General features: G+C 67.2%; 19 protein-coding genes. 8 read left to right on the top strand and 11 right to left on the bottom strand.

Annotated elements, in window-relative coordinates:
• Positions 1 to 50 precede the first annotated feature (50 nt).
• Positions 51 to 1,316: an urea ABC transporter substrate-binding protein gene (gene urtA / locus VLK31_RS06300; RefSeq protein ID WP_409167531.1), complete on the bottom strand. Its 1,266-nt coding sequence runs from the start codon at positions 1,314 to 1,316 to the stop codon at positions 51 to 53.
• Between the two features lie 316 nt (positions 1,317 to 1,632).
• On the opposite strand from urtA, the gene VLK31_RS06295 reads away from it, so the two are divergent.
• The 3 genes from VLK31_RS06295 to VLK31_RS06285 all read left to right on the top strand — a co-directional run bounded on the left by VLK31_RS06295 (position 1,633) and on the right by VLK31_RS06285 (position 6,847).
• Entirely contained in the window at positions 1,633 to 5,028 is a 3,396-nt protein-coding gene (locus VLK31_RS06295) for an ATP-binding protein (protein ID WP_409167530.1), read from the top strand.
• A 112-nt stretch (positions 5,029 to 5,140) separates the two neighbouring features.
• A complete protein-coding gene (locus VLK31_RS06290) occupies positions 5,141 to 5,986 on the top strand; it encodes a response regulator (protein WP_409168030.1) in 846 nt (281 codons plus the stop codon).
• A gap of 90 nt (positions 5,987 to 6,076) precedes the next feature.
• On the top strand, positions 6,077 to 6,847 hold the full coding sequence (locus VLK31_RS06285; protein WP_409167529.1) for a TIGR04325 family methyltransferase: 771 nt from the start codon (positions 6,077 to 6,079) through the stop codon (positions 6,845 to 6,847).
• A 19-nt stretch (positions 6,848 to 6,866) separates the two neighbouring features.
• On the opposite strand, the gene VLK31_RS06280 is transcribed toward VLK31_RS06285, so the two are convergent.
• On the bottom strand, positions 6,867 to 7,358 hold the full coding sequence (locus VLK31_RS06280; protein ID WP_409167528.1) for a Spy/CpxP family protein refolding chaperone: 492 nt from the start codon (positions 7,356 to 7,358) through the stop codon (positions 6,867 to 6,869).
• Between the two features lie 282 nt (positions 7,359 to 7,640).
• On the opposite strand from VLK31_RS06280, the gene VLK31_RS06275 reads away from it, so the two are divergent.
• The 3 genes from VLK31_RS06275 to VLK31_RS06265 all read left to right on the top strand — a co-directional run bounded on the left by VLK31_RS06275 (position 7,641) and on the right by VLK31_RS06265 (position 9,942).
• Positions 7,641 to 8,318 (top strand): NAD(P)H-dependent oxidoreductase, encoded by a 678-nt coding sequence (locus VLK31_RS06275; protein ID WP_409167527.1) that lies wholly within the window; start codon positions 7,641 to 7,643, stop codon positions 8,316 to 8,318.
• A 302-nt stretch (positions 8,319 to 8,620) separates the two neighbouring features.
• Positions 8,621 to 8,938: a DUF2645 family protein gene (locus VLK31_RS06270; RefSeq protein WP_409167526.1), complete on the top strand. Its 318-nt coding sequence runs from the start codon at positions 8,621 to 8,623 to the stop codon at positions 8,936 to 8,938.
• A gap of 173 nt (positions 8,939 to 9,111) precedes the next feature.
• Positions 9,112 to 9,942 (top strand): substrate-binding domain-containing protein, encoded by an 831-nt coding sequence (locus tag VLK31_RS06265; RefSeq protein ID WP_409167525.1) that lies wholly within the window; start codon positions 9,112 to 9,114, stop codon positions 9,940 to 9,942.
• Between the two features lie 58 nt (positions 9,943 to 10,000).
• On the opposite strand, the gene VLK31_RS06260 is transcribed toward VLK31_RS06265, so the two are convergent.
• From VLK31_RS06260 to VLK31_RS06240, 5 genes are read right to left on the bottom strand one after another with little or no spacing between them, the layout of a single operon-like run.
• Complete coding sequence (locus tag VLK31_RS06260; RefSeq protein WP_409167524.1) at positions 10,001 to 12,505, bottom strand: response regulator; 2,505 nt, start codon at positions 12,503 to 12,505, stop codon at positions 10,001 to 10,003.
• Positions 12,506 to 12,510: 5 nt separating this feature from the next.
• On the bottom strand, positions 12,511 to 12,969 hold the full coding sequence (locus tag VLK31_RS06255; RefSeq protein WP_409167523.1) for a response regulator: 459 nt from the start codon (positions 12,967 to 12,969) through the stop codon (positions 12,511 to 12,513).
• Complete coding sequence (locus VLK31_RS06250; protein WP_409167522.1) at positions 12,962 to 15,229, bottom strand: ATP-binding protein; 2,268 nt, start codon at positions 15,227 to 15,229, stop codon at positions 12,962 to 12,964. The genes VLK31_RS06255 and VLK31_RS06250 overlap by 8 nt, the downstream gene beginning before the upstream one ends.
• 2 nt (positions 15,230 to 15,231) lie before the next feature.
• The gene (locus VLK31_RS06245; protein WP_409167521.1) at positions 15,232 to 15,954 is read right to left on the bottom strand and encodes a biliverdin-producing heme oxygenase; all 723 of its coding nucleotides are present in this window, start codon (positions 15,952 to 15,954) and stop codon (positions 15,232 to 15,234) included.
• Positions 15,951 to 16,367, bottom strand: a complete 417-nt coding sequence (locus tag VLK31_RS06240) for a response regulator (RefSeq protein ID WP_409167520.1) — start codon at positions 16,365 to 16,367, stop codon at positions 15,951 to 15,953. The genes VLK31_RS06245 and VLK31_RS06240 overlap by 4 nt, the downstream gene beginning before the upstream one ends.
• 164 nt (positions 16,368 to 16,531) lie before the next feature.
• Here VLK31_RS06240 and VLK31_RS06235 point away from each other — a divergent pair, with 164 nt between their 5' ends.
• Positions 16,532 to 17,272: a transporter substrate-binding domain-containing protein gene (locus tag VLK31_RS06235; RefSeq protein WP_409167519.1), complete on the top strand. Its 741-nt coding sequence runs from the start codon at positions 16,532 to 16,534 to the stop codon at positions 17,270 to 17,272.
• Positions 17,273 to 17,287: 15 nt separating this feature from the next.
• Here VLK31_RS06235 and VLK31_RS06230 read toward each other — a convergent pair whose 3' ends face one another.
• On the bottom strand, positions 17,288 to 17,704 hold the full coding sequence (locus VLK31_RS06230) for a hypothetical protein (protein ID WP_409167518.1): 417 nt from the start codon (positions 17,702 to 17,704) through the stop codon (positions 17,288 to 17,290).
• Between the two features lie 85 nt (positions 17,705 to 17,789).
• Positions 17,790 to 20,015: a M1 family metallopeptidase gene (locus VLK31_RS06225; protein WP_409167517.1), complete on the bottom strand. Its 2,226-nt coding sequence runs from the start codon at positions 20,013 to 20,015 to the stop codon at positions 17,790 to 17,792.
• Positions 20,016 to 20,248: 233 nt separating this feature from the next.
• On the opposite strand from VLK31_RS06225, the gene VLK31_RS06220 reads away from it, so the two are divergent.
• Positions 20,249 to 20,590, top strand: coding sequence for a hypothetical protein (locus tag VLK31_RS06220; protein ID WP_409167516.1), 342 nt, complete (start codon positions 20,249 to 20,251; stop codon positions 20,588 to 20,590).
• Between the two features lie 147 nt (positions 20,591 to 20,737).
• Here VLK31_RS06220 and VLK31_RS06215 read toward each other — a convergent pair whose 3' ends face one another.
• Together VLK31_RS06215 and VLK31_RS06210 are read right to left on the bottom strand one after the other, a co-directional pair.
• Positions 20,738 to 22,078 (bottom strand): MFS transporter, encoded by a 1,341-nt coding sequence (locus VLK31_RS06215; RefSeq protein ID WP_409167515.1) that lies wholly within the window; start codon positions 22,076 to 22,078, stop codon positions 20,738 to 20,740.
• Between the two features lie 51 nt (positions 22,079 to 22,129).
• A complete protein-coding gene (locus VLK31_RS06210) occupies positions 22,130 to 23,236 on the bottom strand; it encodes a porin (RefSeq protein WP_409167514.1) in 1,107 nt (368 codons plus the stop codon).
• Between the last annotated feature and the right edge of the window lie 39 nt (positions 23,237 to 23,275).

Below are 23,275 nucleotides of genomic sequence, written 5' to 3'. Positions count from 1 at the left end.
CTCCCTCTCCCGCTTGCGGGAGAGGGTTGGGGTGAGGGCCGACGGCCTGCTTACTGGTAGCCCTTCGGAAACGGATCCGGCTTGATCAACTCCGCCGACTCCGCCACCACCTTGAACGTGCCATCCGGCTGCCCCTGCCCGATGCGCGCCTTGCTCCACAGATGGTGGTTCGCGTCCAGCTTCACGTAGCCTTCAGGCGCCGTCTTCAGCTCGATGCCCGGCGAGCTCGCCACCACCTTGTCCACGTCGAAGCTGCCCGCCTTCTCCACGGCAGCCTTCCACAGCCAAGGCCCCAGATACCCCGCCTGCGTCACGTCGCCGATCACCGCGTCCTTGCCGTACTTCGCCTTGAAGGCCGCCACAAACTTCTTGTTGTTCTCGTTGTCCAGCGACTGGAAGTACTTCATCGACGAATAGAAACCCGCGAAGTTCTCGCCGCCCACGCCGGTCATTTCGTCTTCGGTCACGGCCAGCGTCAGCAAGAACTGCTTGTCGCCGGTGATGCCCGCGGCCTTCAGCTGCTTGTAGAAGGCCACGTTCGATCCGCCCACCACCGCCGCAAAGATGCAGTCGGGCTTGGCCACCTTGATCTTGTTGATCAGCGAGTTGAAGTTGGTGTGGCCCAGCGGGTAGTACTCCTCGCCCTTCACGGAACCCTTCTGGAAGTTCTCGATGTGCTTGCGCGCGATCTTCATCGACGTGCGCGGCCAGATGTAGTCGGAGCCCACCAGGAAGAAGGTCTTGGCCTTCTTCTCCTTCGCGCCCCAGTCCAGGCCCCAGATGATCTGCTGCGTGGCCTCTTGCCCGGTGTACATCACGTTCTTGCTCTGCTCCAGGCCTTCGTAGAAGGTGGGGTAGTACAAGAGGCCGTTCTCTTTCTCGAACACCGGCAGCACGGCCTTGCGCGAGGCGCTGGTCCAGCAGCCGAACACCGCGGCGCAGTGGTCGTTGACCAGCAGCTTCTTCGACTTCTCGGCGAAGGTGGGCCAGTCGGAGGCGCCGTCTTCCTTGATGACCTTGATCTTGCGGCCCAGGATGCCGCCCATGGCGTTGATCTGGTCGATGGCGAGCTGCTCGGCCTGAATGGAGCCGGTCTCCGAAATGGCCATGGTGCCGGTGGACGAATGCAGTTGCCCCACCGTGACCTCGGTGTCGGTCACCGCGAGCTTGGTGGTGTTGACCTTGGCAGTGGGGAACTGCCCCTGGCCGAAGCTCAGGCCGCTCAGGCCCATCACGGGCAGCGCGGCGGCGCCCTGCAGCAAGCGGCGGCGGCGCATGGCCAGGGCATCGAGAGAAAGATCGGAATCACGCGACATCAGGAAACTCCAGCAGGTTGAAGAAAGCGAGGCAAGAAAGGGTGAGCAGGAAGGGGTGTGCCGCGCACCATCGAAGTGCATCGGACGGTGCCGCGAGCACCATGGCTGGTACTTTAGAAATCACCCGCCTCGGCGCGAATACGTCATTCAACGTAGCGGCGCGCACGCGCCCTCCCCCCAGACTCGCGGGCAAGACAACGGACCAGACGACAAGCCAGACAAGGGGCAAGCCAACCGGCCTCGTGCAGCACGAAGAACACGCACGGAGCGCTTCTTGCAGTACCCGCCCATGCCACCGCCGCCGCGAGAACCCACCATGACCTCCGTCTCCGGACAGAAGATCTTTCGCATCCGCCGCGACTACAACGCCTGGGTCGCGAACAAAACGCTGGAGGACTACGCGCTGCGCTACACGCCGCGCAGCTTTCGCAAGTGGTCGGAGTTCCGCGTGGCCAACGCGGCCTTCGGCGCCACGTCGTTCCTGGCGCTGGAGGCCATTGGCGGCGCCATTGCGCTGAGCTACGGTTTTTCGAACGCGCTGTGGGCCATCCTGGTGGTGGGGCTCATCACCTTTCTCACCGGCCTGCCCATCTCGTACTACGCGGCCCGCCACGGTGTGGACATGGACCTGCTCACGCGCGGCGCGGGCTTCGGCTACCTGGGCTCCACGCTCACGTCGCTGGTGTATGCGAGCTTCACCTTCATCTTCTTCGCGCTGGAGGCGGCCATCCTGGCGCTGGCGCTGCAGATGTACCTGGACTGGCCGCTGTGGCTGCTGTACATGGTGTCGTCGATCGTCATCATTCCGCTGGTGGCGCGCGGCATCACGCTCATCTCGGGCCTGCAGCTGTGGACGCAGCCGATCTGGATCGTGCTGTTCGTCTGCCCTTTCATCGCGGTGCTGGTGAAAAAGCCCGAGCTGTATGCCGACTTCACCAGCCTGGTGGGCCGCACGTCGGACAGCAGCGGCTTCGACCCGCTCATGTTCGGGGCCGCCGCCACGGTGGCCTTCTCGCTGGTGGTGCAGATCGGCGAGCAGGTCGACTACCTGCGCTTTTTGCCCGAGAAAACCGCTGCCAACCGCACCCGCTGGTGGGCCGCGGTGCTCATCGCCGGGCCGGGGTGGATCGTGCCGGGCATGCTGAAGATGATGGGCGGCGCGTTCCTGGCCTTTCTGGCGCTGCAGCACGAGATACCGGCCAACCATGCGGTCGAGCCCACGCAGATGTACCTCACGGGTTTTTCTTATGTGCTGCACGACCCGGCCTGGGTGCTGGGCATCACGGTGCTGTTCGTGGTGGTGTCGCAGATGAAGATCAACCTCACCAACGCCTATGCCGGCTCGCTCGCGTGGTCCAACTTTTTTGCGCGGCTCACGCACAGCCACCCGGGGCGTGTGGTGTGGCTGGTGTTCAACGTGGTCATTGCCATCCTGCTGATGGCGCTGGGCGTGTTCGCGGCGCTGGAGCATGTGCTGGGCGTGTACAGCAACATCGCCATTGCCTGGGTGGGTGCGCTGGTGGCCGACCTGGTCATCAACAAGCCGCTGGGCTGGAGCCCCAAGACCATCGAGTTCAAGCGCGCGCACCTGTACGACATCAACCCGGTCGGCCTGGTGGCGATGCTGGTGGCGGCGGCCCTGGCCATGCTGGCCTATTCGGGTGCGCTGGGGCAATGGGCCAAGGCCTTCTCGCCCTTCATCGCGCTGGTGACGGCCATGGCCGTGTCGCCGCTGCTGGCCTGGCGCACGCGCGGGCGCTACTACCTGGCGCGCACCGACATCGACCGCTGGGCGCCGGGCGAGAGCGTGAAGTGCTCGGTGTGCGACAACAGCTTCGAGTCGGAAGACATGGCGCACTGCCCGGCCTACAGCGCACCCATCTGCTCGCTGTGCTGCACGCTCGAATCACGCTGCCACGACCGCTGCAAGACCAACTCGCGCGCGGCCGAGCAAATGAGCGGCTGGCTGCAGGCGATGCTGCCGCCGGCGCTGTCGGCGCGGCTCAACTTTCGCGTGGCGCACTACCTGCTGGTGGCGGCCTCGCTCATCTCGCTGCTGGCCACGGTGGTGGGCGTGGTTTACGCGCAGGAGGCGCTGGCGGGCACCAGCGACGCGGTGATGGCCACGGCCTTCTTGAAGGTGTTCGCGCTGCTGTCGGTGGTGGCTGCTGTTGCCGCGTGGTGGGTGGTGCTGGGCAGCGAGAGCCGCCAGATGGCGCAGGAAGAATCGAACCGCCACAACAACCTGCTGGCGCTTGAAATAGAAGCCCACCGCCGCACCGACGCCGCCCTGCAAACCGCCAAGGAAGCCGCCGAGGCCGCCAACCAGGCCAAGACCCGCTACGTGGCCGGCATGACGCACGAGCTGCGCACGCCGCTCAACAGCATCCTGGGTTACTCGCAGATCTTGCTGAAGGGCGATGCGGCCTCGCCGCCGCGCGAGGCGGTTCAGACCATTCACCGCAGCGGCGAGCACATGCTGGGGCTGATCGACGGGCTGCTCGACCTGGCGCGCATCGAGGCCGGGCGGCTGCAGCTGGAGCCCGCGCCGCTCGCGCTGCCCGCCTTTCTGGACCAGCTGGTGCACATGGTGCGGCCGCAGGCAGAGAACAAGGGCCTGGCCTTCGTCTACACGCATGCAGGCCGCCTGCCGCCGTGGGTGCATGCCGATGCCAAGTGGCTGCGCCAGGTGCTCATCAACCTGCTGACCAACGCGGTGCGCTTCACCGACAGCGGCACCGTCACGCTGCATGTGGATGCGCGGCGCGAGGTGCTGCGCTTCGACGTGGTCGACACCGGCATCGGCGTGGCGCCGCAGGACCATCAGCGCATCTTTCTGCCCTTCGAGCGCGGGGCCGCGGGCCGCCGGCGTGGCGAGCCGGGCACGGGGCTGGGCCTGACCATCACCGGGCTGCTGACGTCATTGATGGGCGGCGAGCTGAAGCTGGCATCGACCTCTTCGCAGGGCAGCACCTTCAGCGTGCGCGTGTACCTGCGCGCGGTGGCCGACCCTGGCCCGCTGGCCAAGGGCGGCGCGCTGCGCCAGCCGGTGTCGGGCTACCTGGGCGCGCGGCGCACGCTGCTGGTGGTCGACGACCAGCCCGTGCAGCGCCAGATGCTGGCCGGCATGCTGATGCCGCTGGGCTTCGACGTGCGCGAAGCCGCCAGCGGCACCGAGTGCCTGGACAGCCTGCGCGAAGAACTGCCCTCGGCCATCCTGCTCGACCTGACGATGGACGACATGGACGGCTGGCAAACGGCAACTTCAGTGCGCGCCTCTGGCTTCAAGGACATTCCGATCATCATCGTCTCGGCCAACATGTTCGAGAACCAGACCGAGCGGCTGCACGCCGCGGGCTGCCAGGCCTTTGTGGGCAAGCCGGTGATCGAGTCGGTGCTCATTGCCACGCTAGAGCGGCACCTTGGGCTCGAATGGTTCAGCGAGGCCGACGCGATGGCGCCCGGCACCGCCGATGAAGATGCACCGCCACGGCCGCCCCAGCTCGCGCTGTCGGAGGACGACCGCGCCGAGCTGATGCGCCTGGTGCAGATGGGCCATGTGCGCGGCCTGCACACCGCGCTCGACCGGCTGGCCGCCACGTCGCCCCCGGCGGCGGCCACCTGCACCTGGCTGCGCGGCATGGTCACGCGCTTTGAACTCGACAACCTTCGCAACGCACTGGCAGAAGATGCAGACACCCTCGCCCCTTGAGCCCCAACTCCTCGAACCAGACCGCCCGGAACCAGAGCGCCCGGGGTCGGACCGCCCGGAATCGGAACGTCCCGTGGTGCTGGTGGTCGACGACGCCCCCAGCAGCCTGGGCATGCTGTGCGACACGCTGGAGGCCAGCGGCTACACCGTGCTGGTGGCGGCCGACGGCGAGGCCGCGCTGCAGCGCCTGGAGCTGGTGGTGCCCGACGCGATATTGCTCGACGGCCTGATGCCCGGCCTCTCGGGTTTCGAGACCTGCCGGCGCATCAAGGCCAACCCGGCGCTCGCGCACATTCCGGTGCTGTTCATGACGGGGCTGTCGGAAACCGCGCATGTGGTGGAGGGCTTCGAGTGCGGCGGTGTCGACTACGTGGTGAAGCCCATTCGCGCGCAGGAGGTGCTGGCGCGGCTGCACACGCATGCGCGCAACGCCCGCATCACGCGCATGGCGCGCGACGCGGTGGACGTGGCCGGCATGGGCGTGGTGTTCGTCGACACGCGCGCGCGCATTGCATGGCGCTCACCGCAGGCCGCGCTGTGGCTGCATGCGCTCGAAGACCCGGTGGCGCCGGGGCTGCTGCCCGCCTCGCTGGCGCCGGTGCTGGCACCGGGCGCGTCCATTGCCATCGGCACCGCGACGGGCATGCGGCTGTCGGTGCGCAACCTGGGCGCGGCGGCGCTGGGGGAAACGATGCTGCTGTTCGCGATCCAGCGGGACGGCTCTGGTGGCCCAGGGGGCCAGGGCGGCGCATCTGCAACGCGCCTGGCCGACGCCGCCCTCACGCCGCGCGAGACCGAGGTGCTCTCCTGGCTCGCCAAGGGCAAGACCAACCGCGACATCGGCGAGATTCTGGGCACCAGCCCGCGCACGGTGAACAAGCACCTGGAGCACATCTTCGAAAAGCTGGGGGTCGAAACGCGGGCGGCGGCCGCGGCGCTGGCCAGCAGCGGTATGTAACCCGTAGGGGGTAACCGCCCCCACAGCACATGGTTTTACGTCTTGACTACTTTGGTTGCGATCAAAATCTGAGCGCCACCGGAGTCACCCATGCTGACAAGCCTGCTGCAGTTTCCGCCCCGCGAAAGCGCCTACCGGCGCAAGTTTCTGGCCAACACCGACGAGAACCTGTTCATGGGCTCGTTCGACAGCTTCGCGGCGGCCGAGGCCGGCGCGCCGCCGTCCAAGGCCGTGGGCTACGCCAACGCCGACGCGGGCGAGCTGTACAGCCCGCAGATCTATTTCTACGACTACCCGGGGCTGTTCTGGCTGGGCCGCTCCATCGACGCGGGGCTGACCCGCATCTTCGACCTGGGCGGGCATGTGGGCATCAAGTACTACGCCTTCCGGCGCGTGCTGAGCTACCCCGACACCCTGCACTGGACGGTGTGCGACGTGCCCGGCGTGGTGGAGAGCGGCCGGGCCATGGCCATCAAGCGCGAGGCCACAGCGCAGCTGGACTTCACCACCGATTACCGCGACGCCAGCGGGTGCGACGTGCTGTATGCGTCGGGCAGCCTGCAGTACCTGCCGGTTCGCATGGACGCGATTCTTTCCGCGCTGCCCACCAAGCCCAAACGCATCGTCATGAACACCACGGCCGTGCACCCGGAGCGCACGATCTTCACGCTCAACAGCATCGGCGTGGCCGTGTGCCCGTACCGCATCCAGCACCACGACGAGCTGCTGGCCGACCTGGCGCGCAGCGGCTACAAGAAGCGCGACGTGTGGCGCAACGAGGGCAAGCCCATCGAGGTGCCATTCGTCGCGGGCGGGGACAAGCCCTACTACGCAGGCTGCTGCTTCGACCTGGCGAGCTGACTTCGCCTCGGCCCTGCCTTCAGGGAATGACGGCCGGCAGGTTCTGGTCGGCAATGTGGCGCTGCTCGGGCGTCAGCGCGGCGTACAGGGCCTGCAGCGCGTCGCTGACGGCCTGCGCGCGCCGGGCGCGGTCTTGCGCCTGCATGGCGCGCTGCTGCGCGAACTGCACCGCGGTCTGGTCGTCCGCCGGCGGCGCGCTGCCCATGCCGCCGGGGCCCACGGTGTTCCACACCGCGTCGGAGAAGCGGTCCCACAGCGGTGCCTGCGCGGGCTCGATCATCAGTTGCAGCCGCAGGTCGTAGAGCTTGTCGCGCACCTTGCCGGCTGCGGTGGCCGGGGTGGTGAGGTTGTCGCGCGGGCCTGCCGAGGTGTCGGGCCGCGCGCCGCGCCGGCCGCCTCCCATGCCTCCGGCACCACCACCTCCACCACCACCGAATTGCGCAAAACCGTGGCCACTCACGGCAAGCAATGCCGCGGCGAGCGCGAACCTTTGCAGGGGTCGTTTCATCATGCTGGGTCTTTCGGGAAATTGGCCGCACCGGGCCAGCGTGCATTTGAGGCGCGCGGGCTGCAGGGCGCGTTGCGCGTCGGTAAACAAGGGGTAAAGCGCGGCGTCTTTACTTCCGAACGGCCTGCGCACCGGCGTTCCGATCAGGCACCGGCCCGGCCCCCGATTGTTTCCACCGCGGAAACCGAGTAACGCTTCGGCGCGCACAGCGCCCCGCGCGAAGGCCATGAAAATTCCGGGGGGGCGCAACGTGCGCGCGCGACCTTCAATTCAACCGAACGATCCATGTCCAACTCATCCGCTCAACCCGCCACCGACGAACCGACTGCAGCCAAGCTGCTCGACACCCTGCAGTGGCGCTATGCGACCAAGAAAATGGACGCAACGCGCAAGGTGCCCAAGGAAAAGCTGGAGCGCATCCTCGAGGCTGCCCGCCTGGCGCCGACGTCCAGCGGCCTTCAGCCGTTCGAGATCTTCGTGGTGACCGACCCGGCCGTTCGCGAACGCATCAAGCCCATCGCGTGGAACCAGGGCCAGGTCGTCGATTGCTCGCACCTGCTCGTCTTCGCCGCCTGGGACGACTACACGGCCGAGCGCATCAACCACATGTTCGACCTGACCAACACCGTGCGCGGCACAAAGAACGAAGGCTGGGAAAACTACCGCGCCATGCTGCTCGGCAGCTATCCGCAGCGCGACAGCGAAGTCAACTTTGCGCACGCGGCCCGCCAGGCCTACATCGGGCTCACCGCCGCACTGATTGCAGCGGCGCACGAAGAAGTGGACAGCACCCCCATGGAGGGCTTCGACCCCGCGGCGCTCGACGACATTCTGGGCCTGCGTGCGCGCGGCCTGCGCAGCGTCGCCATCCTGCCGGTGGGCTACCGCGTGGCGGACGAAGACTGGCTGGTCAACCTCACCAAGGTCCGCCGGCCGCGTGACCAGTTCGTGACGGAAGTCTGAGTCGACGCCGAGCGATCAAGCCTGCTTGGCCCGGTGCAGGGCCATGCAGGCGGATGACGCCTGATTCAGCATCAATTGATATTTTTATTCCTATTGATGCTCAAAAAATAACATGCTTTGGCAAACGTCAAATAGTCCAATGGCGCAATGACAGAATGCCGACCCTCCCCTTATGATGCCCCTTCAAACAGGGAGCAACATATGCGTGGCAGGGAATTTGGTGCGCCAGATAATTCAATCTATTCAAAATTAACCACTTGGGACGTCTTCCAGTGGTGAGCATTCTTTTGAATAATTTGAAGATGAAAAAACTCGGTGCGCCTGCGGCGTCGCTATACGCCCTGTGTTGGGCAGGGCTCATACTCATCATCCCGGCGAACAAATTCGAGTGGATGCTGGACGAGCCGAGCGCAAGCGCAGAAGGCCTGACTTTTTGCGGACTGCCAATTGACGATGGCATCGATCTCAGAAGCGGTTATTTGTTTTTGCTGATTCCTTTTTTGGCAACAGGAATAACGAAATCGATCCGGCAAAAAAGAATTCACTACACGCTGTGGATATTTTTCATGCTGCTGGCAATTTGGGGATGGCGATTTTTTATTCATTACCCGATTTGCTGAATCCAACTAATTAATCAATCAAATCACTCCGGTGCTGAATACGCGATGCACAGCACCCAGAAGCGGCGGGACAAGCGGTCGAGATAAGGTCAAACACCAATTCGACTGACGGCGGAATGACAGCCGTGGCTTCTACGATGGGCTCTTCCAAGAAGCCCCCCGGAGACACGCCCATGAAGCACACCACGCCCCTTCTCGCCCTCACGCGCCGCGCCGCCCTTCCCCTCATCGCCGCCCTCGCGCTCGCGGGCTGCGGCGGCCTCGGCACCGCGAAGAACGACACCGCCACCACCACAGCCGACATCCACGTCATGACCTCCGGCGGCTTCACCGCCGCCTACAACGACCTGCGCCCCGCGTTCGAACGCAGCAGCGGGCGCACCGTGAAGACGGCCTACGGCGCCTCGATGGGCAACGCCAGCGACTCGATTCCCAGCCGACTCTCGCGCAACGAGCCGGCCGACGTGGTGATCCTGGCGCGGCCCGCGCTCGACGCGCTGGTGGCGCAGGGCAAGGTGGTGCCGGGCAGCCAGGTCGACCTGGTGCGCTCTGCCATCGGCTTCGCGGTGCGCAAGGGCGCGCCCCGGCCCGACATCGGCACGGTCGACGCGCTCAAGCGCACGCTGATCGCGGCACCGTCGATCGCCTACTCGGCCAGCGCCAGCGGCACCTACTATGAGACCGAGCTGCTGAAAACGCTGGGCATCGAGGCGCAGGTGCTGCCCAAGAGCAAGCGCATCCTGAGCGAGCGCGTGGGCACCGTGGTGGCGCGGGGCGACGCGGCGCTGGGCCTGCAGCAGGTGAGCGAGCTGCTGCCGGTGGCGGGCGTCGACTACATCGGCCCGCTGCCGGCCGAGGTGCAGCGCGTGACGGTGTTTTCCGCCGGCATCGCCAGCGCGTCAAAGCAGCCGGAGGCCGCGCGCGAGCTCATTCGCTACCTGAACTCGCCGGCCGCCGCGCCGACCATTGCGAAGACGGGGCTGGAGCCCATCACCGCGCGCTGAACCGAAGGAAGGCGCGGCGCTGAAAGCGGCGCCCCTGTCGGCCCAAAGGCTTGCGGGCCTACCGGCTCTCGATGAGCTGCTTCACCCGGCGCGCCAGCACGTCCATCTCGAAGGGCTTGGTCATCACATGCATGCCGGGGTCGAGGTGGCCGTGGCTGAGCACGGCGTTCTCCGCATAGCCGGTGATGAACAGCACCTTGAGGCCGGGTCGCGCGGTGCGCGCGGCGTCGGCCACCTGACGCCCGTTCATGCCGCCGGGCAGGCCCACGTCGCTCACCAGCAGGTCGATGCGCTGGCGCGGCGCCTGCAGGATGCGCAGCGCCTCGGCGCCGTCGCCGGCCTCCAGCGTGGCGTAGCCCAGGCCCTGCATCACCTCCACGATGATCATGCGCAGCGCAGGCTCGTCGTCCACCACCAGCACGGTGTCGCCCTGGTCGGCGCGCGGGGCCTGCGGTGCTTCCGCTGGCGGGCTGGCGGTGTCTTCCTGCATGTCGTGGCGCGGCAGGTAGATGCTCACCGAAGTGCCCGCGCCCACCTCGGAATAGATGCGCACCTGCCCGCCCGACTGCTTGGCAAAGCCGTAGATCATCGACAGGCCCAGGCCGGTGCCCATGCCGATGGGCTTGGTGGTGAAGAAGGGGTCGAAGGCGCGCGCCACCACCTCGCTGGGCATGCCCACGCCGTTGTCGCTGACGGTGAGCGACACGTACTGCCCCATGGGCAGGTCGCGCTCGCGCGCAGTGCGCGCGTCTATCCAGCGGTTGGCGGTTTCCACCACCAGCTTGCCGCCCTCGGGCATGGCGTCGCGGCCGTTGATGCACAGGTTGAGCAGCGCGTTCTCCAGCTGGCCGGGGTCGGCATGCACGTTCCACAGCCCCACGGCGGCCACTGTTTCCAGCGTGATGTGCGGGCCCAGCGTGCGGCGCACCAGCTCTTCCATGTCGGTGACGAGCCGGTTGGCGTTGACCGACTTGGGCTCCAGCGTCTGGCGGCGCGAGAAGGCCAGCAGCCGGTGCGTGAGCGCCGCGGCGCGCTTCACCGCGCCTTGCGCCACGCCCACATAGCGCTCCATGTCGGCGGGCTTGCCTTCAATGCCGCGCCGCCGCATCAGTTCCAGGCTGCCGCTGATGGCGGCCAGCAGGTTGTTGAAGTCATGCGCCAGGCCGCCCGTGAGCTGGCCCACGGCTTCGAGCTTCTGGCTCTGGCGCAGTTGCTCGCGCGCGGCGTCGAGTTCGGCGGCACGCTCTTTCTGCTCACTGATGTCGCGCGCGACGGCATACAGAAAGCCGTTGTCGGGCACCGCCGTCCAGGAGAGCCAGCGGTAGTCGCCGGCCTTGGTGCGGTAGCGGTTCTCGAAGCCGGTGGTGCGCGCGCCGCCTGAAAGGCGGGCCAGTTCGACCTCTGTGCCGCGGCGGTCGTCGGGGTGCAGCAGGTCGATGAAGGGCATGGCGCGGATCTCGTCGGGGCTCCAGCCCAGCAGCTTTTCCCAGGCCGGGTTCACGGCGATGAAGTAGCCCTCGTGGTTGGCCACGCCCAGCAAGTCCTGGCTCAGCGCCCAGGTGCGGTCGCGCTCGTGCGTGCGCTCGCGCACCTGGTGCTCCAGCGACGCGGCCAAGGCCTGCAGTTGCATCTGCGCCTCGCGCCGCGAGATGGCCGAGCGCACGCGGTCGCCCACCTCGCGCACAAAGTCGAGCTCGTCGCGCGACCAGGGCCGTACCTGGCCATGGTTGAGGTAGAGCAGCCCGACCAGCCCGCCGCCATCGGTGAGCGGCATGTTGACCACGGCGCGCGCGGAAATGGCGTCCAGCGCATGGGCGGTGTCGCGCGTGCGCGGGTCTTCATGGGCGTTTTCGAAGGCCACGGTCACGCCGCGGCGCAGGTCTTCGATGTAGGAGCCGTAGTCGCGAAAGTGCAGCTGCCCGGCCAGGCTGGTCACGCCAGGTGCCGTCCAGTCGCGCTCGATGGCGACGGTCTCGGCCGCGGTGTCCACCAGGCCGTAGCCGGCGCGGTCGACGTTCAGCCGCTGCCCCAGCAGCTCGGAGGCGGCATAGGCGATGTCGCCCGGGTCGTCCATGTCGCGGATGCGGTCGCCCAGCTCCATCAACGACAGGCGGCGGGCCTCGGCTTGCGCCATGGCGGCCTGGGCCACGCTGAGCTCGCGCTCGACCAGGCTCTTGGCGCGGCGGTCGGCCGCCTCTGTCAGGGCGCGCCCCACCACCACGGGCAGGCGCGCCAGGCGGCCCTTGCTCACGTAGTCGGTGGCGCCGCTCTTGAGCAACTCCACCGCGTTGTCTTCCCCGATCACGCCCGACACAAAAATGAAAGGCGTGTGCGGCGCCATGTGCCGCGCCAGCTCCAGCGCATGCGCGCCCGAGAAACCCGGCAGCTCGTAGTCGGACAGGATGAGCGCGTAGGCCTGCTCCGCCAGCGCCCCCACAAAGCCCGGCTCGTCGCGCACCACCCGCGTTCGCACCGACGGCAAGGCCTGCGCCAGCGCATGGGTCAGCAGCTCGACGTCGAAGCGCGAGTCTTCGAGGATCAGCACGTCGAGCGGGTCATTCATGCCGGTCATTCAAGTTTGCGCGCGGCCTTCAGCGAGCCGGGTGGCGGCTCGTTCAGCACCGCCCAGAACACACCCAGGTCGGCAATGGCCGCCACGAAGCGGTCGAACGCCACCGGCTTGACCACATAGGCGTTCACGCCCAGCTCGTAGCTGCGCAGCACGTCGGTTTCTTCCTGCGACGACGTGAGCATTACCACCGGAATGCTGCGCAGCACCGGGTCGCCGCGCACTTCCTTCAGCACTTCCAGGCCGGTGACCTTGGGCAGCTTCAGGTCCAGCAGGATGACCGCCGGGTTGCCTTCGGCGCGATCGGCGTGCTCGCCGTTGCGGCGCAGGTATTCGAGCGCCTGGGCGCCGTCGCGCAGTACCACCACGTCGTTGGCGAGCTGGCTGCGCTCCAGCGCAATGAGGGTGAGTTCGAGGTCGCGCTTGTCGTCTTCGACCAGCAGGATCGGCTTAAGCATGTCCTTCTCCGTTGGCAGCCGGAGCGGCTGCGTCTGCCTTTTCAGGGTCCCCATGCGGCAGGAGGAAACCGAAGCGCGCGCCAGCGTCCACCTCTCCCTGGGCGTGGACCGTGCCGCCGTGGCGCTCCACGATCCGTTTCACACTGGCCAGGCCAATGCCCGTGCCTTCGAAATCTTCGGCCTGGTGCAGGCGCTGGAACACGCCGAACAGCTTGTCGGCGTACTTCATCTGAAAGCCCACGCCGTTGTCTTCCACCTCAATGCCCTCGGCCGGCGCGCCTTCCAGCTCGCCGCGAATGGCGCGCACCGCAATGCGCGAGGGGCTGCGCGTGCGCGAATACTTGACCGCATTGGCCAGCAGGTTGCGCAGCGCCACCTGCAGCAGCAGCGGGTCGGCATGCAGCGAGGGCAGCGCGGGGTCGATCTGCCATTCGATGGCGCGCTGCGGCTCCACCCGCCTCAGCTCGCGCACCAGGCCATCGACCAGCGAGGCGGTGTCGACCGGGCGCTGCTTGAGCGCGGAGCGGCCCATGCGAGAAAAGTCGAGCAGCGCGTCGACCATCTGCCCCGCGAACGCGGCCGCGTCTTTCACGTTGCCCAGGTAGCGGCGCGCCCGGTCGCTGATCTGCTGGCCTTCGGTCTGCATCACCAGATCGACATAGCCCGAGATGTGGCGCATGGGCGCGCGCAGGTCGTGCGACACGGTGTACGAGAACGCCTCCAGCTCCTTGTTGACGCGGCCCAGCTCGGTGGCCACCGCGGCCAGCTCTTCGGCCCGGCGCAGCACCACGCCAATGAGCGCCTGGCGCAGCTCCAGCGCCGCGCCCACTTCCGCGCCCGACCAGCGCCGCGAATGGCCGCGAATGTTCTCCACCCAGCTGGCGAAGCTCAGGCGCGGATGAATGCGGCCACCGTCGGTGCTCACCGGCTTGCGCGGGTCGCCCGCCCAGCGCACGGTGCGCACGATTTCCGGGCGAAACCAAAGAATGAGGTGGCGGTGCACCTGCGAAATGGAAATGGCCAGCACGCCGGCCGCCGTGCCGTGAAACGCCTCGGCGGGCGCAAAGTGCGTGGCGAGCGAGTCGCTCTCGTACACCTCGGTGCCCAGCCCGGCGATCCAGCCCGCAAGCGCCTGCACCTGCGTGCGCTCGGGCACGTCGCCGATGCTCCAGACCTCGTCGTCCAGCACCACGGCAACGCCGGTGGCGCGCATCACGCGCAGCATGAGAGAGGGCTCGGCCACCAGGTGCTGCAGGGTGGCGTCGCTCTCGCCCAGGTGCGAAACAATCTGCAGCGTGAGCTGGCGCAGCTCCAGCCGCTCGGCCACCTCGCCGTTGCTTTCCTTCGACTGGATCTGCAGCGACAGCAGCTGGCCCAGGTGCTCGCACGCCAGGCGAGTGGCGGTGTCCAGAAAGCGCGGCCCATGGTCGTGGCACGACACCAGGCCCCAGAGCTTGCCCTCGACCACGATCGACACCGACATGGACGACAGCGTGCCCATGTTGCGCATGTACTCCAGGTGAATGGGCGACACGCTGCGCAGTTGTGCCTGCGACAGGTCGATGTCGGCCGCGGTGAGCGACGCATCGTGTGCAAGCAGGCGCACCGGCTGGTAGTTGGCGTCGGCAATCAGGCGGAAGTGGTTGACGAGGTACAGCGCGCGCGCCTGCTGCGGAATGTCGGTCGCCGGAAAGTGATGGTTTTGGTAGCTGTCGTAGCCCGGGTCGGCCTGCTCGGCCAGCACCTGGCCGTGGCCGGCTTCATCGAAGCGGTAGACCAGGCAGCGGCCGAAGCCGGTGAGCCGCTTCATCTCGCGCGCGGCCAGGGCCGCGAGCCCGGCGATGGTGTCGGCCTGATGCAGCTGCGGCAGGAACACACGCGTGAGCGAATAGATGGGCGCCTCGTTGCCGGCGCTGGGCAGGGCCGCCTCGAACTCCACGATCAGGTGGCGCTCGCTGCGGTTGGCGGACACGTCGAAATGCGCGTCGCCCACGCGCACGGCACCCAGAGAGACCGGCGACGCACCGGGCTGCAGTGCGGGCAACGACAGGCCTTTGAGCGTGTGCTGCGCGGCGGCCAACTGGGCGTCGGGCCAGTTCTCGCTCCAGGCGACCAGCGCCAGCGAGTCGGGTTGCAGCACCAGCAGGCGGCCGTGCGGCTGGATCGAGCCCGGCACGCGAATCGGCTCCAGGTCGCAGGACGACAGGTCGACCGGCACGGGCTCCAGGGCGCGGGATTCCATGAGGGGCACGGTGGACATGGTCAATCGGCGTCGCGGGAAGCGCGCGGGTCGGTCGTCGGGCCGGCGAGGTCGGTCAGGTCGGCATGAAGGCCGAAGCGCGGCATCAGGGTTTGAAAGCCTGCTACAGCGCCGCGTTGGGCCGCCTCCATGGCGGCCGGGCTGTGCAGCGCGGCGGCAAGCTGGGCCACGAAGTCCTTCCACTGCGCGGCCAGGCTTTCGGTGGCGTCGACCGGCTGAAAGTAGCGCATCGGGTGCGGCGCGAGACGCGGACCGAGGCGCTTGGACATGGCCGCGCCGCCGAGCTGCGAGCCTTCGAGCACGTAGGCCAGGCCCCAAGCGAAGGAGGGGTCTCGGGTGGCGTCCATCAACGGCTCGGGCAGGCCGTCGGCAGGAACAGGCGGCGCGCCCTCCCCGACCGGTGCCGCGCCGGCGTCTTCCAGGTCGAGCGCGAGCGCGGCCAGGCGCTGCTGCGTGCGCCGCGCCACGCGCTCCAGGCCCGGGTCGCCGGACGCGGCCAGCGCGCCGCTCACCGACTCCAGCCAGGGGCGCAGCGCGCGCAGGTGGGCGGCGTAGTCGGCCAGCGTGGCCTGCGCGCGGGCAATGGGCAACCGGCTGTCGAGCGCCTCGTGAAGCGCCTGTGTGGCGTTGCGCAGCGGGCGCAACACGTCTGCAACGGAAGCGGCAGGCGCGGTGGAAGCGTCAGGGCCGGCAGGGCCAGCGGAGTTGGCGGCGGGCGTGCTCATGGCGCCACCGCCGTCAGAGGCTCGTCGCCAGCGGTGCGGGCCTCGGTCTCCAGCCGGGCGCACAAAGCGAAGAAGCCATCGAGTTCGGCGGCCTTGTCGAACACGGCGTCCGCGCCCAGCTCGCGTGCCCAGTCGGCAATGTCGCCGGTGGCGTAGTTGGTGAGCACCACCACGCGCTGGCCGGGGCGGCACTTGCCGCAGCGCTTGACGATGCCCAGGCCCGAGCCCTCTTGCAGAAACAGGTCGACCACAAGCAGGTCCCACGCCCCGGGGTTGTCGTCCAGCCAGGCCACCGCTTCCGCCTCGGTGGTGGCGGTGCCTATGAGATGAACGTCGACTTCGTCCTCCATTGCGGCAATGAGGTAGTGGCGAATGTGGGGGTTGTCTTCAACGAGAAAAGTGGAAAGCGGCACGGCTGCGGATGGTCGATTTGCGGATGAAGCGAGCCTACGCGAAGTCGCCGCACGGCCGGTGAGCGTGCTTCCCTACATCCAGTAGGAAATAAGCCATGCCGGGCGGCCGTAAACTGGCCCGCCGCCCGCTGTACTCCCGTCCTTTTTCCTTCAGCCAGAACGCCATGACACAGCCTCAGCCCACACCCCTTTCCCACACCTTCGCCCCCAGTGGCACGCTGCGCGCCTCCATCAATCTGGGCAACCCCATTCTGGCCAACAAGGACGCCACCAGCGGCGAGCCGGTGGGCGTGTCCGTCGACCTGGCCCGCGAATTCGCCCGGCGCCTGGGGGTGGGCGTGGAGCTGGTGGTGTTCGAGAAAGCCGCCGCCTCGGTCGATGCGTTGAAGAACGAGAAGGCCGACATCGGCTTCTTCGCCATCGACCCGGCGCGCAGCGAGGGGTTGCTGTTCACCGCGCCCTACGTGCTGATCGAGGGCAGCTACCTGGTGCCCGACGCGTCGGCGCTGACCGACAACGCGCAGGTCGATGCGCCGGGTCACCGCATCTCGGTGGGCGCGGGCAGCGCCTACGACCTGTTCCTGACGCGCGAGCTCAAGGCGGCCGACATCGTGCGGCTGCAAGGCGCCGGCCCGGCGCTGGCGGCCCTGCGCGCGGGTGAGGTCGAGGTGGCGGCCGGCATCCGCCAGATGCTCGAAGGCGAGGCGCTGCGCGCAAGCGGCGTGCGCGTGCTGCCGGGCCGCTTCATGGTGATACAGCAGGCCATGGGCACGCCGGCCAGCCGCGGTGCGCAGGCGCAGGCGCTGCTGGCGTCGTTCGTGGAAGAGATGAAGGCCAGCGGCTTCGTGGCGGATGCGCTGAAGCGCCACCGCATCGAAGGCGCGGGGGTGGCGCCCGCGGCCTGAAAGGGCCTGGGTGTCTCAGAGCTTGTAGGCCTCCACCGGACCCCTTGAATAGAACAGGAAGTAGCCGGTCTCGGTGCTGAAGCCGTTCTTCTTCCAGCCCGCTGGCACCTTGAAGATGCCGAGCTGCTCGCTCGCCACGCCCACAAAGGTGGTGTTCTCCTGGTCGGCGGTGAGCCGACTCCAGCGCTCGCGCGTGACGGGCTGCAGTTGCATCTTGGGCTCGCTCCAGTCGGCGGTGCGCACCTTGTCGCGCATCACATAGCGTTCGCCCTGCCGCTCGATCTTCACGAGCTCCTTTAGCACGCCGTTCTGCTTGACGGCATAGATGCCGACCAGGTCGGCCTCGGGTTCGCCGCGCGCGCCGCAGCCGGCGAGCAGCATCGCGGCCACGGCAGCCAAGGCCGCTGCAAGCCATTTCAAATTCGTATGCATGGAGATGGTTCCGGGTGATCGTGAAGGGACGAGGCACGCACCGCCGGTGGCCCGGCAATGCGTGCCCACGCATTCATTCAGGCGCTCAGCGCTTGTCGTTCTCGCGCAGCTTCAGGCTGCCCTGGAAGCGCAGCGCGTGCGGGTACTCCTCCTTCTCCAAGCCGGCGTCCACCGCAACCATCTTCTGCTCGCTGGCTTGCATCTTTGCCAGCATCGGGGCCGGCAGGTTGACGATGCCCTTGATCTGGTCGTACTGCGCCTGCGTGATGCGGCCCACGCCCAGCAGCCGGAACGCGTCGCGCTCTATGTTCAACAGCAGCGGCTTGTTGCCCGCAAAGCTCTGCGCCTTGGCCAGCAGCGCGCTCCACGAAGGCGCGCTGTAGTTGCTCACGTAGTAGTCCTGCCCGGTGGGCCCGGCCAGCACCGCGGTGCAGCCCGGCAGCTCCACCTGCGTGCTGTTGCCGCTCATCACGAAGGTCTTGCGCTGGTCCATCGCGTCGCCATAGGCCAGCGTGACGGGAATGGTCCAGGCAGAGGCCGGAAACTGGTTCTGGTTGGGGAACGACTCCTGCGTGATGTTCACGTAGGTGCTGTTGCCCGCGCATTGCGCGTCCAGCGTGAGCAGCGGAATGCCGGTCTGGCGGATGAAGCTGTCGCCGATGTCGGCCACCTTCTTGTCGGTGGCCTTCTCCAGCGAACTCCACAACCGCGACGGCGTGACGTTGCCCAAGGCGTAGTCCTTCAGGTAGATCTGCAGGCCCTTCTGCATCGCCTCTTCGCCGATGTAGTTCTGAATGGTTTCCAGCACATGGCTGCCCTTGTTGTAGACAAAGATCGACGGGCTGATGAAGCCGAACGAGCCCGCGTCGTTCAGGTTGCGCTGCACCGGCACGGCCGTGCTCCGCAGGTCGGCCACGATCACGCTGTGCTTGTCCAGCACGTAGTCGGAGAAGCTGTAGTACTCGGGGTGAAACTTGATGGTGGTGCGCCTTTCGAACCAGCGCGCGAACGACTCGTTGAGCCACACGTTGTCCCACCAGTCGAGCGTGACCAGATCACCGAACCACTGGTGCGCCACCTCGTGCGTGACCACCGTCACCGAATACAGCGTGGGCGTGTCGCCCGGCTTGGTGAGCACCGCGTCGGCAAACTCGAAGATGGAGCCCCAGTTCTCCATGCCGCCGAAGCCGGTGTTGGGCTTGTTGTTGTAGCTGTCGTTGGCGGCCACGGTGTCGAACTTCTTGAACGGCAGCGGAATGCCGGTGTACTTGTAGTAATAGTCCATCGACACCTTGGTCCACGCCATCGCGAACTTGGCCCAGTCGGCGCGGCCCGGCGGGGTGAACCAGCGCAGCGGCATGTCGCTGCCGTCCAGCGGGTTCCTGAAGTTGTCGGCCAGCACATCGAACTTGCCGCCGCCGAAGAAGGCGAGGTACATCGGCATGGAGGGCGTCTTTTCGAAGGCCACGCGCTGGTAGCCGTCGGGCAGTTTCACGGCCTCGGTCTGCGCGCCGTTGGACACCGTCTTCCAGTCGCCCGGCACCTCGGCCGAAATCTCGAAGGTGTGGCGGAACGCCGGCTCGTCCCAGCCCGGGAACCACTGCCGCGCGTAGTTGGTTTCGCCCTGGGTCACGATGGCGTCGCTGCTCACGCCCTCGGGCGTGGAGAGGCCGACCTTGAAGACGCCGGTGGCGGCCGAGCAGAACGGGTTGCGCTGCACTTCGGCGGGCGGGCAATATTCGGCATCGGAGAACTGGATCTTGCCGTCCCACTCCATGTGCAGCAGGTACTTGCCCTTGGCGATCTGGCCGTCGCTCAGGCGCAGCTGCACGAAGTCGCCCAGCGTCTGCGGGGTGGGAATCAGCGGCGTGGCCACGCCCGGGTTCGACACCTTGCGCAGCGTGGTGCGGCCCTTGGCAAAGTTCAGGTTGTGCGCGGCCACCACGATGGCGTCGACCGGCTTGAGCACCTCGATCTCCACATCGCCGCGGCCCACGAAAGTCTTGAGCGCTGCATCGGGGCGGAACCACAGCTTGTAATTGCTGGGCCACACGGTGTCGGGCAGCTCCATCGGCTTGGCCGAGCGGTCGACCGCCGCCACGGCAAGGCTCTGTGCGTTCGGCACGCCGTCGTCGGGTGTCTTGCCGCTGGCGTCGCCCGACACCACCGGATCAGCCGGTGCGCCAAGGCCGACGCCACCGGCCGAGCTGCCGCCGCCACTGTCTCCGCCGCCGCCGCATGCCGTCAACACGGCAAGGGTCACTGCCGTGATGGTCAGATGATGGAAGACCGACGTACTGAGTTTTTTCATGATTGCCTCTGGATATTCTGGGTAAGAAGAAACATGCGCCGCCCCTGCATGCGCCAGCTGATAGCCGGCGATGCGCGGAACACGCGCGGTGCTGAAATGAACAGCCGCTGCGCAGCAACGGCGGGCAACACAACGCCCTCCCGGCGAACACTCGGTTCGTCAGGATCACGCGGCCGCACGGGTCTCACCGCGGCAATTCAGGCGGTCCCAGGATGCGAGGCGCGAGCCGCGCCATGCCCGTCGTCATGCGGGGTCTTGAGGGGAAGCGAAAGCGGGGTGTTGCTCAGTGCCCGTGCGGGCGCGTCGAGCGGTGCTGCGGCGGTGTGAGACCGGCGCTGATGGGGGTGCTGATGGGCTCGCTGATGAGAGCGCTGATGGGAGCGCTGATGCAGGCGCTGATACGGGTGCCGGCCCCGGTGCATTTCATCGCGGCCATGGGGAGACTTTCTGCGGCTCTTGTCGTTGGTTTCACGCGCATTCCCTCGTCCATTGAAGTGCGCCAGTTTTATCTGATCGACTGCGTCGGCTCAATGAATTGCGGAACTATTCGCTCTCCAAATGTTCGCGCGTCATAGCCCGAATGGCGTCATGGCACGCAACGCATGCCATGCGCTAAGAAGATGGTTCTGCCGCAGAAACACCTGCTCACGCAGATGACGAAAAACGGTGTGCCGCGCTGTGACAGCGCGGCCACAGTACCAAGGTACCAGCCTTCGAAAAAGCTACGAAAGCTGTGAACCAGAGACTGCAGCAGCGCCGCGCGTGCGATCGCGCCACCACAGCAGCAGACCGCAAGCGAACACCACCACCTGCGTGCCGATGAGCAGCGCGAAGCCGGCGAAAAATCCCGATGCCGATGCGGCCGAAGTGACGGCCAAACCTGATGCGCCCGATGCACCTGCAGCCCCACTGCCATGCGATACGGCCATGATCACCCCGCCCATCAACGCCGGCATGAAGCCCGCCACCAGGCTGCCCGCGCCGTTGGTCACGCCGAAGGCACTGGCCGTGTGCTCGGGCCGCGAGCAATACTGCACCGTGCTCGGAATGGCGGGGCTCTGCAGGCCCCAGAAGAAGTTGGCCGCCACCAGGCAGCACGCCGCCGCATACGGGTCATGTGCGTTGATGGCCATCAGCACCGACAGCGCCACGCCCACGCTCGCGCCCATGAAGATGAAGGGCACGCGCTCGCGGCCGAGCTTGTCGATGAGCACGCCGCCCACGAACACTGCAAGCACCGTGGCGTACTGCGGCAGCGAAGCGAGCCAGCCCATCTCGCGCAGCGAGAAGCCGCGCGCCTCGCGCAGGTAGGTCGGCAGCCAGTTGCTGCTGCCCCACAGATAGGCCAGCGCCGCCGAGGTCAGCAGCGTGATGAGGAACAGGTGCCGCGTGTGCAGCGCGCCCTTCACGATGCCGCCCACGCGCGCCATCGCCTCGCCGAAAGACGAAGGCTTCACGCCGTCGACATGCGCGGCCGGCATGCGCACGAAGGCCAGCACCAGCGGAATGCCCAGCGCGATGTTCATGATGCCCAGCACATGGAACGAGGTGTCCCATGCGAACTGCGTGAGCAGGCAGCCCACCAGCGGATAGCCCACCGCCAGCCCCAGGCCGGTGCCCATGTTCACCAGGGCGTTGGGCTTGCCGTTTTCGTCGCTGCGAAAGTGCGCCTTGATGTAGGCGGACGCCAGCGAGAACAGCGGCCCTTCGGACACGCCCAGCAGAACGCGCGAGGCCAGCAGCATGCCGTAGCTGTCGAACATCGGCGAAGCCCAGGTCACCACGCCCCACAGCACCAGGCCGAACACCAGGCTGCGCCGCACGCCGAACAGCGCGGAGCAGAACGGCGTGAGCACGAAGGCCGACACGCCGTAGCCCAGCATGAAGGCCGTGGCCAGAAAGCCCTGGCCCACGCGGTCGTCCGCCGCCAGACCCACGTGCGCCAAAAAGGCCTTGTCGGTGATGAGCACCGCGATGTTGATGCGGTCCACATAGGAGATCGCGACGATCACGAACAGCGTGATGACGCCGTACCAACGAAAGTTCTTGCTGCTGCTGTGCATGACCTGTCCTGCGGATGTGGGGTGGCAATGAAGGCGCGGCGCGCGCCCGCTTTAGAACATGTGGCGCATGCCGAACTCGGTGCCGCTGGAGGCCCGGTTCCGCGCGGTGATGGCGCCCGACAGGGCCGCCGCGGCACCGTTGCTGTTGCCGATGCGCGCGACGGTCGCGTACAGCGCCGTGCGCTTGGACAGGTTGTGCACGTAGCCGATGGCCAGCTTCGACGAGGTGGGCTTCAGCAGCGCGCCGGCCGGCTCCAGCCAGTAGCGCGCATACGAGGCCTTGATCTCGCCGGGGCCGATGGGCAGCTGCAGGCCGATGAGCGCGCCGGTGGCGTCGGTGCTGCCCTTCGACTCCTTGTACAGCTCGCTCGTGAGCTTCAGGTTCATGAGCGATGGAGCGAAGGTGTACGCCGCGCCCAGGTTGGTCACGCGCAGGTCGCCGCTGGCGTAGCGCGTGCGGCCGGTGGCCAGTGCAATGTTGAGCCCGCCGCTCTGGTAGCCGAAGCGCGCGCCGGTGTGGTCGCCGTCGTGGCGGTTCGACACCAGCGTGTTGGGCAACAGCGAGTTGGAGTCGTTCTCGCCCATGGCGTACATCACCTGCCCGTAGAAGCCGCCCAGGCTGGCCGGCAGCAGGTAGCCGATGCTGTTGGAGGCGCGCGTGCCCGTGGGCGCCACCAGCCCGCCCAGGCCCGAGAAATAGATCTGGTTGGCGCCGATGCCGCCGCCCGTGCCGAAGGGGTCGAAGATGGCCGTGTTCCAGAAGGCGGGCACGTAGTCGCGGCCCAGGCGCACCTCGCCGAACGCACTGGCCAGGCTCACGGTGGAGCGGCGGTTGAAGCTCAGCACGCCGGCCGTGCCGTTGCCGCTGGCCTGATTGTTCGAGTTCGACGGAAAGCCCAGCGCGCTGTCGTTCTGCAGCCCCATCTCGAGCCAGAAGTTGGCCGAGTAGCCGCCCCCCAGGTCTTCGGTGCCGCGAAAGCCGAGGCGGCTGAACATGTTGCCGCTGTTGCTCAGCTGCGTCTTGTGGGCCGCGCCAGCGCCGCTGCCCTGGGTGTAGGTGACGGCGGCATCGACCACGCCGAACATCGTGAGGGAAGATTGGGCCAGCGCTCCGCCAGCCGCGCTGATCGAAACCAGCGTGAGCAAGTACTTTTTCATGAAGGATCTCGGGGGGTTTTCTTCTGGCCGCAGGCCTGG

This window comes from Variovorax sp. H27-G14, from assembly GCF_046156345.1.
Classification (GTDB): domain Bacteria; phylum Pseudomonadota; class Gammaproteobacteria; order Burkholderiales; family Burkholderiaceae_C; genus Variovorax.
The sequence above is the reverse complement of the archived record's forward strand: the minus strand, read 5'-3'. Positions and strand labels throughout refer to the sequence as shown.